A 13,793-nucleotide genomic window follows, 5' to 3' on the forward strand; every position below is an offset into this window, starting at 1 on the left:
CGCCTTCAGGGAAGCCGGGCATCACGCGATGATGTCCGGCTCCAGCTTGTCTTTCAGCTGGAAGATCTTGTCCTTCAGCATCAGTTTGCGTTTCTTCATCCGCTGCAGCGTCAGCCGGTCATATGGCAGGCGTTCTTCCAGGGTCGCGATGGCGTGGTCAAGGTCGCGATGCTCCTGCTCCAGCTCGTGCAGTTTCATCTGCACCGCCTCGTCATTGACGCCGTCCTCCAGCAGTTCATCGACTTCCTGCTCGGTAGCCGCTGCCTTGCGGGCCGCGTCCTCGGCGGTGTCGATGACCTTGAAGCGCGGTTTGCCCGCCGCATTGGCGGGCGTGTCTGTCGGATGGTCCGGCGTGTCTGTCATGGGAGCGGCTTATTCCTCGGCGGCGATGATTTTTGTGACTTCCCGGAAAAGGCTTTCCGGTTTTTCGCCGAGAGAATCTTCGCTCACTTCCGCCCCGTTTTCAAGAGAGCGTGCATGTTCCAAATAGAGACCGAAAAGGCTGTCGGCACCGTCCGGCGTGGGGGCGCCATCGCCAGCGGCGAGACGCGTCATCCCCTCCAGCATCTCCTGGCTGATGCGTTCGCCGGCCAGTTCCTGTGACTTGATCTCGTTGCGGAGTGTATTGACCGCCTCGGTCGAGGCGGGCAGGTCGCGCCCCTTCAGCCAACGCCGCACGCCGCGCAGGGGAATGGTGACGCGTTTTGCCCATTCCGCCGTCTGGCGGAACAGGGATAGGGTTTCCTTGTCAGATATTGGCGGGAAGTGAGTGCCAGCCCACAGGCACCAGAGCACGAGATTGACGTCGAGATCGTGGTCGTCCTGCATTCGCAAGAGGCGCTCTGCCGCGCCGGGCCTGCCATAAGCCTCCATCGACCAGTCCCAGAAGGTAGGGATTTGTGCGGGTGTCCTGTCGGTCTCTACATCAGTCACGATTTTCAGCGGCGTCCTTTTTCCAGGTCTTCGCCCCAACGCTTGGTCAGCGGGGTCTCGATATCATAGAGGTCGAGCACGCGCCCGACCGACTGGTCAATCAGCTCACTGATGGTTTTCGGCTCGGCATAGAAGGCGGGCAGCGGCGGGGCGATGATCGCGCCCATCTCGGCCAGCGCCGTCATGGTGCGCAGGTGCCCCAGATGAAACGGCGTCTCGCGCACCATCAGGGTCAGGCGGCGCTTTTCCTTCAAAACGACGTCGGCGGCGCGGGTCAGCAGGCTGGAGGTAACGCCGCTCGCGATCTCCGACATGGTTCGTACGGAACAGGGGACGATTACCATGCCAAGCGTCTTGAACGAGCCCGACGAGATGGCGGCGCCCACATCGGCAATCGCATAGGTCTTGTCAGCCTGCGCCTTGATTTCGGCGGCCTTCATTTCCAGTTCATAGGAGATGGTCATCTCCGCCGCCTTCGAGACAACCAGATGGGTCTCCACGGGCGTGTCCCGCAGGACCTCCAGCATACGGTGGGCATAAACGACACCGGAAGCGCCGGTGATGCCGATAATCAGTCTGTCCGGGCTGCTCATTTATCCACATCACCTGCGAATGTGATATTATATGCTAATATTTTCATAAACTTAAAGCTTACTGCTAATTAAGGCGCGGGGCGTCGTGACAAGCTCCCTCTTTTGATGTTCAATCCATACTGTTGTCAACTCAAACCGGGAGATCACATATGTCGATCGATGCAAGACTCGAAAAACTGGACCAACGCCACCAGGAACTCGAAACAGCGCTTTCCACCGAGTTGAAGCAGCCCTCAAGCGACGATCTGCGCATCAATGAGCTGAAGCGACGAAAGCTCGCGATCAAGGATGAGATACGAACGCTCCAGTCCCGAACGCGGCATTAGCCATTCAGCAACGAAACAGTGTCAAAGCGCTCCGGAGACGGGGCGCTTTTACTTTTGCCCTATATCATGATCTAACGAACGCCACTTGAGCCGCGAAGGAGCATCCATGGCAGGCAGGTCAGTGATCGTAACCGGCGTCGCTACAGGTATAGGCCGGGCCACCGCCATGCGCTTCGCCGGGGCGGGCGAGCGTGTCGTCCTCGTCTGCAAGTCGGAGGAAAAGGGACGTGCGCTGGCGGAAGTCATCCGCAGCCAGGGCGGCGAGGCGGTATTCATCCAGGCCAAGACCGCCAGGAAGCTGTCCGTACACAATATCATCGCAGAAGCGCTTGAGGCCTATGGCCGGGTTGATGTGCTGGCCCATTGCGATGGCCTGTTTCAGTCTGCACCTTTCCTTGAGACCGGCGAGGACCAGTTCGACGCGCTGATCGATGCAAACCTGCGCTCGACCTTCCTGCTGAACCAGGCCGTCTGCAAGCAGATCATAAAGCAGGCAGGCGAGACGGATGATGGCGGGGTCGATCAGGCGCGCGGCAGTGCGATCATCAACCTGACGACAACCGAGTCAGTGACGGCGAGCGCCGACCATGCTGTTTTTGCCGCGACGCAGGGCGCGGTGACGCAGCTTACCAAGGCCGTCTCTATGACGCTTGCGCCCTATGGCGCCCGCGCCAATGCCGTCGGCATCGCCGCGATCCGGGAAGAACTCGATGAGGTCGAGGAAAGCAAGTCGCGCGAGAAATCCTCGCCATCGACGCCACTGGCGCGAAAGGGCGAGCCGGAGGAGGTGGCCAATACGATCTACTTCCTCGCCTCGCGCGAGGCGTCCTACATAACCGGCCAGTCGATCTATGTGGATGGCGGCCGCCTGGCGCAATATCGCCGCGGCGACCGCAATGGCTGAAGCCTGATTCGGCGGCCTAGTAGTTGTCGTCGTCCTCGTCGTCATCGTCCTTCGACGATCCGGTGAAGTTGGCGAAGACCTGGCTCGGGTCGATCTTCTTCTCACGCTCTTCAGGCTCGTACTGAACGGTCTCGTCAGCCGGTTTCAGTGTTTCGTCTTCTGGCACGACACCATTGGCCTCGTCCATCCTGGCTTTCTTCGAGGCGGCTTTCTTCACGACCATGTCGAGATCGATCTGCGAGCACAGGCCCAGGCCGACCGGGTCCTGCGGGGTCAGGTTGGCCGAGTTCCAGTGGGTGCGGTCGCGGACGGACTGGATCGTCGCTTTCGTCGTGCCGAGCAGCTTGCCGATCTGGGCGTCGGAAACTTCCGGGTGGTTGCGCACCATCCACGCGATGGCGTCAGGACGGTTCTGGCGCTTGGAGACCGGCGTATAGCGCGGCGATTTCTTGCTCTTGTTCGGCACGACCGTCTTGGGACGCGACAGCTTCAGGCGGTATTTGGTGTCAGCCTCGCCTTTCTCGATTTCCTCGCGGGTCAGCTGGTTGGCCGAGACCGGGTCGATGCCGCGCACGCCGCCAGCGACGTCGCCATCGGCGATGCCTTTGACTTCCAGCGGATGCAGGCCGCAGAAGGCGGCGATCTGATCGAAGGACAGGCTGGTGTTATCGATCAGCCAGACGGCAGTCGCTTTCGGCATCAGCGGGGTATCGGACATGTCGGGTCTCCTTACAGGGTCGGGGCGCCGGGTTGATGATCTGCGGCGCAGATAACAGAAATTGCTCTGGCCGGAGGGTTTTCTCCGGCCATGCTTACCTCCAGCGATCAGGGGGAAAGCGCTGCGACAGCAGCAAGCCTGATATAATCGGCCTTGGCCGCGATGCCAAGCGGTTTTCAGTCAGGCTTTTCAGGAGATTGCGGTTTGGCGCTGGCCGGCGGTGGGGCCATCAGGGCGGTGCGGGCCGGGGAGGCGAACTGACGGGCGGCCATCATTGTGTAGATGACGAGGCTGGAGGCGATGAACAGGACATCCCCCAGGAACCATCCGAGATAGCCGATGGCGAGGAAGAAGGCGCGCTGGCCGCGGGTGAATTCGCGCGCAGCGGCGAGGTTCATGCCGACGCATTTCTCGATCGCGTGGCGACGCTCCTCCGGCGTCGCCTCGGCATTGTTCATCGGCACGGCCCCGATCAGGATCGAGGTGTAGTTGAACAGTCGATAGGACCAGCCGAATTTCAGGAAGGCGTAGGCGTAAATCAGCAACAGGCCGATGGCTTTCAGCTCGAACCAGCTTGCGCTCGTCGCCATCATGAAGGGCAGGTGGTCTGACAGGGCAAGGAAGCGCTCGGTCGAGTTCAGCAGCGTGAAGGCGGCACCGATGGCGAGCAGGGATGTCGAGGCGAAGAAGCCGGTGCCGTTCTGCAGGCCGAGCATGATCGATGTGTCGATCATGCGCAGGTCGCGCGACGCCATGGTCTCGATCCAGGACCGGCGCTCCCGCTCCATGTAATGGGACAGGGTGCGGTTGCGCCACGGGCTGCGCTCGACCAGCCAGCCATAGGCGAACCAGCTGAGGATGAAGAGACCGGGGGCGATGAAATTGCTCATGGTCCCCAGTTCTTGGCCTCGCCGCAGCTCCCGTCAAGAGGGGGAGCGGCAGACTTTAGTGGTCTACCGTCAGCACGATCTTGCCGATATGGCTGCCCTCGTCCATGCGAGCATGGGCCTTTGCTGCATCCTCCAGCGGGAAGGTGCTGTCGATGACCGGCTTGAGATTGTGCTCGCCGGTCAGCGGCCAGACATGGTCGCGCAGGCCGTCGATGACCTCTGCCTTTTCATCGGCGGTGCGTGCCCGCAGGGTCGATCCGGTGAGGGTCAGCCGCTTCCTCATGATACTGACGATATCGATGGTCGCCTGCATGCCGCCGAGAAAGGCGATGGAGACATGGCGGCCATGGGGGCGCAGGCAGTTGAGGTGCCTGTTGACGTTCTCGCCGCCGACCATGTCGAGCACGACGTCGACGCCGCCTGCGTCCTTTATCTCTTTCTCCCAGTCCTGCGTCTTGTAGTTGAAGACGCGGGTCGCGCCGAGGTCGGCGATGGCGGCGCATTTCTCGTCAGTGCCAGCGGTTGCGAAGACGTCCGCGCCGATGGCCCTGGCGATCATGATCGCCGTCGTGCCGATGCCGCTGGAGCCGCCGGGCATCAACAGGCGCTCGTCCGAGGTCAGCCCCGCATCCTGGAACACATTCGTCCAGACCGTGCAGAAGGTTTCGGGCATGGCTGCCGCCTCCACCATCGAAAAGCTGTCAGGGACGGGTAGGCAGTGGCGGTGGTCGACGACGGCATATTGCGCATAGCCGCCCCCGGGCAGGAGGGCACAGACCTTCGTGCCCATGAGGCTGTCCGGCGCGCCGGTGCCGGTGGCGACGATCTCGCCGGCAACCTCGAGGCCTGGCAGGTCGCTGGCACCTTCCGGTGCAGGGTAAAGCCCCTGACGCTGCAGCACGTCCGGCCTGTTGATGCCGGCTGCCTCGACCCTGATCAGCACCTCGCCGAGGCCGGGTTCGGGCCGGGGGCGCTCGACGGGTTTGAGCACATCAGGGCCCCCGGGCTGGGAAATCTCTATCGCTTTCATGGTTCCGGTCATGGTGTTTCTCCCTGTTGAACGCTTTTGCCTGATATGGTTGTTGGGCGCACTGATACCAGCATGGGGTGCGGGACGTAATCGCAGGAGGCAGTTATGGACGACATTCTCAATTCATCGGTCACTGACCCGCGCGGCGAGCGCCAGCTGGACGAGGTGGCGGCCCAGGACCTCTCCGCACTGTCGGTCGAGGACATTAAAGCCCGCATCGAGACCCTGCGCAGTGCGATAGAGCGTGCCGAAAAGGAACTGGCACAGCGTGGCGGGGCTGTGTCGGCAGCGGAAGCGCTTTTCCGGAAATAGCGTCTCATTCCCGGGCAGTGGCTATTTGGGGTGCATCATTTCAAGTCACGCAGCATACGCAATGCGTGCCCTCTTGATGTAGGCGGGACGACCTGTGCCCCTGTGACGTGCAAGATTGGCCCTCTGGGCTGAGTTCGTGGGCATTTTCACACCTGCCGGTTGCTGGCATGGCGATTGCTCTCTCCAACCCAAGGATATTTTGTAGCACCAACCGGAAAGTTTTCCGCATTCCCGTCATGGCACAGGGGGGCAGATTGCCTGAGCGTGTATTTGGGGTATTGTGTGAGCGTCGAGCAGGAGAGATTCAGCAGTGTCTGTACAACAACGCCAGGCGGGTGAGCCATCCCGCGTCAATCAGGCTGCCATGCGATTCGTCAGTTCAAAGATGTTTTCCAACATCTTTGCCGAAGGCATGCAGCTCGTTGAGGAAACGGCCGGCTATCTCGACGGGGAGGGGCGCGATGCCGCCCGCGAACTCGACCGGTCCGAAGCGCTTTCCTATGCCGGTATCTCCATGCGCCTGACGACGCGCCTGATGCAGATCGCCTCGTGGCTCCTGGTCATGCGGGCCGTGCGAGAGGACGAGATGAGCTATGAAGAGGCAGCCCAGGACAAGTATCGCCTCGGCAGCCCGGAAACTTCCGATCAGCGCAAGAGCGAGATCCAGTCCGGCAAGGAGCTGGCTGGCCTGCCGGCTGAACTGGTCAGGCTGCGCGCGGAGACCGCGAAACTCTATGAGCGCATCGTGCGCATCGATGGCGAGCTGTTCGATCAGCCGCCGCTCGCCCCGGCACAATATGACGCCGCATCCCGCATCGAAGCGCTGAACCGCGCCTTCCCGGGTAATAACGAAGACTGATTTCTGCCCTTTCCGGAAAATGGTCAGACAACAAAAAAGCCTGCCGGATGGCAGGCTTTTTCGTTTCTGATGGCAGTAAGGGCTTACAGGCCGAAATTGCCGAATTTGCTCTTGAACGCGGATACGCGGCCCTTGTCACTGACGCGGGCAGGACCACCGGTCCAGGCCGGGTGCGAGGCCGGATCGATATCGAGGTTGATGGTCGCGCCTTCCTCACCATAGCATGAGCGGGTCTGGAACGTGCTGCCATCGGTCATCACGACATTGATCGTGTGATATTGCGGATGGATGTCTTTTTTCATGGCGGGTCTCCCGTCAGGGGCTGCAATCGTCAAAATTTGAAAGCGCCACATACGCTCTGCGGCGGCGCAATGCAACTGGTTTGTGGGTCTGGTCGCCCGGTTTCTGTCAAAAAAGTTATGACTGTTCGACGACAGCCCCATTGCAGCGCACCCGCGGATAGGGTTTTCTGGGAGCAGTAGTTCAGCGTATTCATGTCATGGGGGAAAAATGGGCAAGCTCTCGCTTGCATTTCTGGCGTTTGTGCTCGTTGCGGCGGGCGCGATCGGATTGACGCTGAACCATCTCAATTATTTCTCTAACGTCGTATCGACAGATCAAGGCGCAACTCTTGCCAGCTGCATGCCGGTCGTCGGTATGCCGGGGGTGGAGGATGCTGCGACCGATCCTGTCTCCGGCCTTGCCTGGCTGTCTTCGATGGACCGGCGAGAGCGACGCGATACGGGTGATGTGCGTGGTGAGATAAAGTCTTTCGACCCTGACAATCCACTCGACCCGTCCTCTTGGCGGGATCGCACGGGGGGAGTGCCGACGGATTTCGAGCCGCTGGGCATCGACGTCTACGCCGACGGCCAGACCCACCGGCTGTTCGTTATCAACGAGGCCGACCGCTCCGTCCTGATCTATACGATCACGGGTCAGGGCGATCTCGCCCTGATCGACACGCTGCACGACGCCCGGCTGACGAGCCCCAATGCGATCGTCGCTGTCGGCCCCAAATCCTTCTATGTAACCAACAGCACGGCGAGCAGCTTCAGTTCGCCCCTGTCTGGCGTGGAGTTCGTTGCAGGGCTCGGCAATGGCTCGATCCTGCATTATGACGGCAATTCATGGAGCGAGGCTGCGCGCGGGCTGAAGTTCGCCAATGGCCTCGCCGTCAGCGCCGATGGCGAGGAACTGTATCTGGCGGAGATGGGCAGCAAGCTGGTGCGGGTATATGACCGCGATCTGCAACTGGGGACCCTGCAGCCGGAGCGCGTGATCCGCCTCGACAGCTTTCCCGATAACCTGACCTGGGGCGCGGGCGGAAAATTGCTGGTCGGCGCGATCCCCAAGCCGCTGCAGTTTGCTGCCCATGTGGGCAATGCTGAAAAGACCGCGCCGTCACAGCTTGTCAGTATCGATCCCGCGTCCGGCGCCGTCGAGACGCTGTATCTCGACGATGGCTCACGCCTGTCCGGCCTGACGGTGGGGGCAAGAATTGGCGGAAAATTCCTTCTGGGTTCTTTTGCCGAGAACAAATTTCTTCTATGTGACAGCCCTGTCGTGACAGAATCTCGCTAAGCGGGCCCGGATTACAGGAAGAAAACTGAAATGCACTACATCTCGACCCGTGGTCAGGCAGAGCGTCTGAGCTTTGCCGACGTCCTGCTTGCAGGGCTCGCTTCTGATGGCGGGCTCTATGTGCCGGAAAGCTGGCCCAGCTTCACCGAGGCGGAAATCGCCGCGTTTGCCGGCAAGCCCTATGCCCATGTGGCGACGGAAGTCATTTCCCGCTTTACCGGCGAGGATATCCCCCGCGACGTGCTTTCTGCCATGTGCGAGGAGGCCTATGCGAGCTTTGCCCATCGCGCCGTGGTGCCGCTGAGCCAGACCACCGAGGAAGACTGGATCCTCGAGCTGTTCCATGGGCCGACATTGGCGTTCAAGGATGTGGCGATGCAGCTGCTGGGACGGCTGTTCGATCACGTTCTCGCAGCGCGCGGCGAACGGCTGACGATCGTCGGGGCGACATCGGGCGATACAGGCGGCGCGGCGATCGAGGCCCTGAAGGGCAGCGCCAATGTCGATGTCTTCATCCTGCATCCGAACGGCCGCATTTCCGAAGTCCAGCGCCGGTTGATGACCTGCGTCGAGGAAGAGAACATCCACAACATCGCCATCGAGGGGTCCTTCGACGACTGCCAGGCGATGGTAAAGGAGATGTTCGCCGACAGGCCATTCCGGGAAGAGATGCGCATCGGTGCGATCAACTCGATCAACTGGGCGCGGATCGTGGCGCAGTCGGTCTATTATTTCACCTCCGCCGTGGCGCTGGGCGGACCTGCACGCGCGATCTCATACTGCGTACCGACGGGTAATTTCGGTGATATCTTCGCGGCTTACGTGGCCCGGCAGATGGGCCTGCCGATCGAGATGCTGTGTATCGCGACGAACGAGAATGACATTCTTGCGCGTACGCTGGCCGAAGGTGCCTATGAACCGCGTGGCGTGGCGCAGACGATCTCGCCCTCAATGGACATCCAGGTATCGAGCAATTTCGAGCGGCTGCTGTTCGAAGCCTCGGGCCGCGACGCTGCAGCGGTGCGCGCGATGATGGCGAACCTGAAGCAGGCTGGAAGGTTCGATGTGCCGGGTGAGGTTCTGAATAATATCCGCGCACTTTTCACCGCTGAGCGATCAGGTGAGGAAGAGACGGCGGCGATGATCCGCGAAGTCTTCGAGACCACTGGCGCGGTGATCGACCCGCATACTGCGGTCGGCCTTGTGGCGACCGCCAAGGCACGGGCTGCCGGGACGCTGGACGGGCCCGTCGTGACCCTCGCAACCGCCCATGCGGCGAAGTTTCCCGACGCGGTGAAGGAAGCCTGCGGCGTCTATCCCGACCCGCCGGTGCAACTCTCCGATCTTTACGAACGTACTGAAAAGCTGACTGTCTTGCCTCTGGACCAGCAGGAAGTTCAGCGTTTTGTTGCGTCTTCCGTTCGAAAGGACTAAGAAGGTTTACGGGTGGTGAACGTGCCAATTCGCGGCACGGTAATGGGATAAAGCAGTTTAAACAGTATGGTCCTTCTCGACTTCCCTTTGAATGATCCGTCGAACGCGATTCTGGTCGAGGATGGCATCTATCTGCGTTACCCGCAGGAACGCGATTACGAGCACTGGGCCGGTATCCGCGCGGCCAGCCGTTCCCATCTCCAGCCATTCGAACCGCTCTGGGCCGTGGACGAGCTTTCCATGGCCAGCTACCGCAAACGCCTGCGCATTTATGCGCGCGACATCAGGGCCGGGGTCTGCCGGCCCTATTTCATTTTCCGCTCCCAGGACGACATGCTGGTCGGTGGCTGCACCCTGTCGAATATCCGCCGCCGGGCGGCGATGACGGCAACGCTCGGCTATTGGGTCGGGCGGGACCACATCCGTCGCGGCTACGCCCTGTCTGCCGTGAAGGCGACCGTGCGGTCTGCCTTCGAGACGCTAAAGATGGAACGCATCGAGGCGGCCTGCCTGCCGGACAATCGTGCGTCCCAGAACCTGCTGGTCAAGGCCGGTTTCCGCAAGGAGGGGGTCGCCCGAAATTATCTGAGCATCAACGGCAAGCGCCGTGACCATGTGTTGTTCGGCCTCGACCCGGAAGATTTCCGTAAAATCGATAGCTGATTGCCGGTCTGGGGCACGCCCGCCAGCCGGGCTGGAGCCGATCTTGCAAAGAAGCATGGAAATCAACGGTGCGGGACGCCCTGTGGCATGCCGTGCCGCAAAAGGAACATTGACCGGAAGGGGTTAATTTCCCAAGGTATGAACGGGTTATGGGTGGTTCTGTCGTGGACGGCTTTCTTGATTATTTCCAGCTAGACGCATTCTTTCGCCAGTCGGCGGAGCTGAAGGCATCTTTCCCGCGCGAGGTGATGCTGACCGAGGGTATCATCCTTGGCGCCCTTGGCGGGGGCTTCGCGCTGTTCCTGCTGATCTTCCTGCTGCGCCGCAGCGCCATTGCCGCTATCGCGGCGAGCGTCGCCGGCATGACCTTCCTGATCGAGGCCATGGCCTTTGGCCGTCTGGAGAATGTGCTGCCGGATGGCGGCGGGCTGGTGTTGTTCGCGCTGCTCTTGTCATCGGTCATTCTTTTCCTGACGGCGACGGTGCGTGCTGCCAAGGAGAACGTGGCTGTCGGCGTCGTCTTCCTGCTGGCGATCGTTGCCGCGATCGCGCTGGGCGTTGCCGGTTATCTGGGTGTCTATCCGGCGGACCTGCCGCTGCGCCTTGCCGCGGGCGGGCTCGCCCTGTTTGCAGTGCTTTTGACAATGCAGCAGGCTGCGACCGGTGACCGCCGCTCGCTCCATATCGCGCCGGGCGTGCTGATCGCCGCCTGTTCGCTGGTCGTGTTTTTCGTCATGGGCAGCAATGGTGTTGCCAGCTGGATCGAGATGGCCGTGCCCCATGGCATGCTCGCCGGCGGTGTTCTGCTGGCCGGGCTGATGTCGCTTCTGCCGGCAGGAAGCCAGCCGAAGGCTGCGAAGGCGTCTCCTGCCAGCGGCAAGGGCGAGAGCAATGCCAGGAAAAAGGACAAGGCGCTGCCGTCCGTTGTCGGCGCAGCGCCGGTCATGTCGATGAGCGATGACGAGGAAGAGCCGGAACCGGACCTTCCCGACGCGATCACCGACATGGCAGGCGAGGATGACCCCGTGCCGGACGAAGAATCCCGTCCATCCGCTGCAGTGGCTGGCCAATCACCCATTTCTGCCCTGTGGGGGCACAAGAGCCCCGAGCCGAAACCGGCCCCGCCTGCGCCGGCGCGCAACGAGGTCAGCGAATTGCGTGCAGCGCTCGGCGCCGCTGGCATGCCTCTGTGGGACTGGAAGGCACCCGGGCAGATCAATGCCAGCGAAGAGACGGCGTCTCTCCTCGGTGTTTCCAAGATTTCGGCCCTGTCGCCGGAGAATGTCCGCGGGCTGATCGATCATGACAGCCTCGAACAGTATGACGAGGAAATCCTCGGCGGTGGCGATCCGCAAACAGGCCGTTTCGATTTCGAGGTGACGACCCGCGAGGGGCGCCGCCTGGCGATCAAGGGCGAGCGACAGGTGGACGAGGAAGGGTTTGTCGATCGCATCATCGCTTTCGTCGCGCCGGTCCGGAAAGCGGCAGCAAGCCCTGCCTTGCGTGCCACACCGGCTGCGCCCGGCATTACCGCTGAAATGATCCGCGAGGGGCTGGAGAATGGCGAATTCGAGGCCTGGTTCCAGCCTGTCGTGCGCCTGAACGATCAGGACATCGCCGGGTTCGAGGCGCTGGCGCGTTGGCGAAGGCCGGGCGGTGGCAAACCGATGCTGCCTGACCAGTTCATGGAAGTGGCCATCGATGCCGGGCTGGAAATGGATATCACAGCGGTGATCCTGTCACAGGCCGCAGCGGAACTTGCCGCCTGGGTCGGGTCGAGCCCGGCGCAAGGGCAGTTCGTGTCGTTCAACGTGTCCGCCGATACACTGATCAATGACCGTCTGGTCAAGCTGGTGCGCAACACGATCCGCAAGCACGACCTGCCGGACGGGTCGCTGGTGGTGGAGCTGACGGAAACCCACGTGCTGCACGACCAGCACAAGGTGCTGGCTGTCGCCAAGTCCATGCGACAGGCCGGGGCCCGGATCGCGCTGGATGATCTTGGGGCGGGCCAGTCGACGCTGGGGCAGCTGTCCAAGTTCCGGTTCGATATCATCAAGACAGACAGGGCGCTTCTGGAAGCTGCCCTGCGCGACGACCATGGCCACACATTGCTCGCCGGTCTGGTCGACATGGCCCATCGCATGGGCACGCAGATCATCGTGGAAGGGGCGGAGACAGCAGAGGCCGTCAGGATGCTGCGCGAAATGAAGTGCGATTATGCGCAAGGCTATTATTTCGGCATGCCGGAACCCGCAGGCGGTGCGCCGGAAGAGGAAGAAGTTCCGCGCCAGCCGGTGACCGCCGACCTGCGCTAGGCTCTTTCAGTTCCTAGTTCAGGGGGGTGTCGGGACTGCGCACTTCCGACCAGGCTTGCGAGAACATCGACTTGTCGATGCCGAATTTGGCAAGGGCTCTATCCCACACGGTATCGGCATCATCGGCAAAGATGAGTGACGGGTCGCCCGGAATGTTCAGCCATGCATTCTGGGCCAGTTCATGCTCCAGCTGACCGGCTGACCAGCCGGCATGGCCTGCGCAGATGAGCGCGCGCGACGGGGCATTACGGCCTGCCTGCATGCGCCCGTCAGGCTCGTTGAGGTCTTCGAGTATCTCGCGGCTCGCGGTCAGGCAAACGCCGGGCATGATGTCGATCGTGTCTTCATGCCGGTAATCATCCGTATGCAGAACGGCGCCGCGCTTGGTGTCGACCGGCCCGCCGAAATGGATCGGGCGGTCGTCGATATCGTCTGACGGCTTCAACTTTACCTGCAGTAGCAGGTCGGAGAAGGTGAGGTCGGAAATCGTCTTGTTCAGGATCAGCCCCATGGCGTGATCTTCGTCATGGCTGCAGATCAGCACCACCGATTCGCGGAAGCAGCCATCGCGCAGGTTCGGCATGGCGACGAGCAGCTGGCCGTGCAGGAAATCCTGCCGGTCGGGATCGTTATTGGTGCTATTCTCGTCTGTCATCTGTCGACCTCCTGCCATCCATGGTGGACGCCCCCTGCAGACAAGACTACATGGAGGCCTTGATCGCGTGCAACAGGAGAGACCATATGACCATCGCAAAAGGCGACCGCATCCCCGACGTTCAGGTAATGCTGGCCAGTGACGGCGGACCCGATGCCATCCAGACCGCAGAGCTGTTCGCAGGCAAGAAAACCGCGTTTTTCGCCGTGCCGGGTGCCTTTACCCCGACCTGTTCGGCCAAGCACCTGCCGGGCTTTGTCGAAAAGAAAGACATGTTCGATGCCAAAGGCGTCGACCAGATCGTCTGCATGTCGGTCAACGATGCTTTCGTCATGGATGCCTGGGCCAAGGACCAGGAAGCCTATGGCAAGGTCGTAATGGTTGCTGACGGCAATGGCGATTTTACCCAGGCGCTGGGCCTCGCCATGGACGGCAAGGGCTTCGGCATGGGGCTGCGCTCCAAGCGGTTCTCCATGATCGTGAATGACGGTGTCGTTGAAGAGCTGAACGTGGAAGAGGGCGGTGCCTTCGAAGTGTCCTCCGCCGACTATATGCTGGGCCAGCTGTAAGAACG

Annotated in this window: 17 protein-coding genes; 9 read left to right on the forward strand and 8 right to left on the reverse strand. The window is 61.4% G+C overall.

Annotated features, from left to right (window positions below; translation table 11 throughout):
* Nucleotides 1-21: 21 nt before the first annotated feature.
* Genes FF098_RS17485 through FF098_RS02290 form a run of 3 tightly spaced genes read right to left on the reverse strand, consistent with a single transcriptional unit; the run spans nucleotide 22 to nucleotide 1,526 of the window.
* Nucleotides 22-363 carry a YdcH family protein gene (locus FF098_RS17485; RefSeq protein ID WP_205967343.1) on the reverse strand — a complete coding sequence of 114 codons (342 nt, stop codon included), beginning with the start codon at nucleotides 361-363 and terminating at the stop codon, nucleotides 22-24.
* Nucleotides 364-372: 9 nt separating this feature from the next.
* On the reverse strand, nucleotides 373-933 hold the full coding sequence (locus FF098_RS02285) for a TIGR02444 family protein (protein ID WP_155136794.1): 561 nt from the start codon (nucleotides 931-933) through the stop codon (nucleotides 373-375).
* A gap of 5 nt (nucleotides 934-938) precedes the next feature.
* Nucleotides 939-1,526: a UbiX family flavin prenyltransferase gene (locus tag FF098_RS02290; protein WP_155136797.1), complete on the reverse strand. Its 588-nt coding sequence runs from the start codon at nucleotides 1,524-1,526 to the stop codon at nucleotides 939-941.
* 149 nt (nucleotides 1,527-1,675) lie between these two features.
* Between FF098_RS02290 and FF098_RS02295 the strand changes: the two genes are divergently transcribed.
* Entirely contained in the window at nucleotides 1,676-1,852 is a 177-nt protein-coding gene (locus tag FF098_RS02295; RefSeq protein ID WP_155136801.1) for a YdcH family protein, read from the forward strand.
* Between the two features lie 106 nt (nucleotides 1,853-1,958).
* Complete coding sequence (locus tag FF098_RS02300; protein ID WP_155136804.1) at nucleotides 1,959-2,756, forward strand: SDR family NAD(P)-dependent oxidoreductase; 798 nt, start codon at nucleotides 1,959-1,961, stop codon at nucleotides 2,754-2,756.
* Between the two features lie 16 nt (nucleotides 2,757-2,772).
* Here the strand turns inward: FF098_RS02300 and FF098_RS02305 are convergent, their stop codons facing one another.
* The 3 genes from FF098_RS02305 to FF098_RS02315 form a co-directional block, all read right to left on the reverse strand.
* Nucleotides 2,773-3,474 carry a DUF1013 domain-containing protein gene (locus tag FF098_RS02305; protein WP_155136807.1) on the reverse strand — a complete coding sequence of 234 codons (702 nt, stop codon included), beginning with the start codon at nucleotides 3,472-3,474 and terminating at the stop codon, nucleotides 2,773-2,775.
* A gap of 176 nt (nucleotides 3,475-3,650) precedes the next feature.
* Nucleotides 3,651-4,364 carry a DUF599 domain-containing protein gene (locus tag FF098_RS02310; protein ID WP_155136810.1) on the reverse strand — a complete coding sequence of 238 codons (714 nt, stop codon included), beginning with the start codon at nucleotides 4,362-4,364 and terminating at the stop codon, nucleotides 3,651-3,653.
* A 55-nt stretch (nucleotides 4,365-4,419) separates the two neighbouring features.
* Nucleotides 4,420-5,394, reverse strand: coding sequence for an NAD(P)H-quinone oxidoreductase (locus tag FF098_RS02315; protein WP_155139330.1), 975 nt, complete (start codon nucleotides 5,392-5,394; stop codon nucleotides 4,420-4,422).
* Nucleotides 5,395-5,499: 105 nt separating this feature from the next.
* Here FF098_RS02315 and FF098_RS02320 point away from each other — a divergent pair, with 105 nt between their 5' ends.
* Together FF098_RS02320 and FF098_RS02325 are read left to right on the forward strand one after the other, a co-directional pair.
* Nucleotides 5,500-5,706 carry a DUF1192 domain-containing protein gene (locus tag FF098_RS02320; RefSeq protein WP_155136813.1) on the forward strand — a complete coding sequence of 69 codons (207 nt, stop codon included), beginning with the start codon at nucleotides 5,500-5,502 and terminating at the stop codon, nucleotides 5,704-5,706.
* Between the two features lie 310 nt (nucleotides 5,707-6,016).
* Complete coding sequence (locus FF098_RS02325) at nucleotides 6,017-6,565, forward strand: DUF1465 family protein (RefSeq protein WP_205967344.1); 549 nt, start codon at nucleotides 6,017-6,019, stop codon at nucleotides 6,563-6,565.
* Between the two features lie 83 nt (nucleotides 6,566-6,648).
* Here the strand turns inward: FF098_RS02325 and rpmE are convergent, their stop codons facing one another.
* Entirely contained in the window at nucleotides 6,649-6,867 is a 219-nt protein-coding gene (gene rpmE / locus FF098_RS02330) for a 50S ribosomal protein L31 (protein WP_155136816.1), read from the reverse strand.
* 208 nt (nucleotides 6,868-7,075) lie between these two features.
* On the opposite strand from rpmE, the gene FF098_RS02335 reads away from it, so the two are divergent.
* The 4 genes from FF098_RS02335 (at nucleotide 7,076) to FF098_RS02350 (ending at nucleotide 12,564) form a co-directional block, all read left to right on the forward strand.
* Nucleotides 7,076-8,149 (forward strand): strictosidine synthase family protein, encoded by a 1,074-nt coding sequence (locus tag FF098_RS02335; protein WP_155136819.1) that lies wholly within the window; start codon nucleotides 7,076-7,078, stop codon nucleotides 8,147-8,149.
* Between the two features lie 30 nt (nucleotides 8,150-8,179).
* Nucleotides 8,180-9,583 carry a threonine synthase gene (thrC, locus tag FF098_RS02340; protein WP_155136822.1) on the forward strand — a complete coding sequence of 468 codons (1,404 nt, stop codon included), beginning with the start codon at nucleotides 8,180-8,182 and terminating at the stop codon, nucleotides 9,581-9,583.
* 66 nt (nucleotides 9,584-9,649) lie between these two features.
* Nucleotides 9,650-10,246, forward strand: coding sequence for a GNAT family N-acetyltransferase (locus FF098_RS02345; protein ID WP_155136825.1), 597 nt, complete (start codon nucleotides 9,650-9,652; stop codon nucleotides 10,244-10,246).
* 149 nt (nucleotides 10,247-10,395) lie between these two features.
* A complete protein-coding gene (locus FF098_RS02350) occupies nucleotides 10,396-12,564 on the forward strand; it encodes an EAL domain-containing protein (RefSeq protein ID WP_155136828.1) in 2,169 nt (722 codons plus the stop codon).
* A 13-nt stretch (nucleotides 12,565-12,577) separates the two neighbouring features.
* On the opposite strand, the gene FF098_RS02355 is transcribed toward FF098_RS02350, so the two are convergent.
* The gene (locus tag FF098_RS02355; RefSeq protein ID WP_166426275.1) at nucleotides 12,578-13,219 is read right to left on the reverse strand and encodes a YqgE/AlgH family protein; all 642 of its coding nucleotides are present in this window, start codon (nucleotides 13,217-13,219) and stop codon (nucleotides 12,578-12,580) included.
* Nucleotides 13,220-13,305: 86 nt separating this feature from the next.
* On the opposite strand from FF098_RS02355, the gene FF098_RS02360 reads away from it, so the two are divergent.
* Nucleotides 13,306-13,788 (forward strand): peroxiredoxin, encoded by a 483-nt coding sequence (locus FF098_RS02360; RefSeq protein WP_155136834.1) that lies wholly within the window; start codon nucleotides 13,306-13,308, stop codon nucleotides 13,786-13,788.
* Nucleotides 13,789-13,793 lie beyond the last annotated feature (5 nt).

It is taken from the genome of Aquisalinus luteolus (genome assembly GCF_009712425.2).
GTDB classification, from domain to species: domain Bacteria; phylum Pseudomonadota; class Alphaproteobacteria; order Caulobacterales; family Parvularculaceae; genus Aquisalinus; species Aquisalinus luteolus.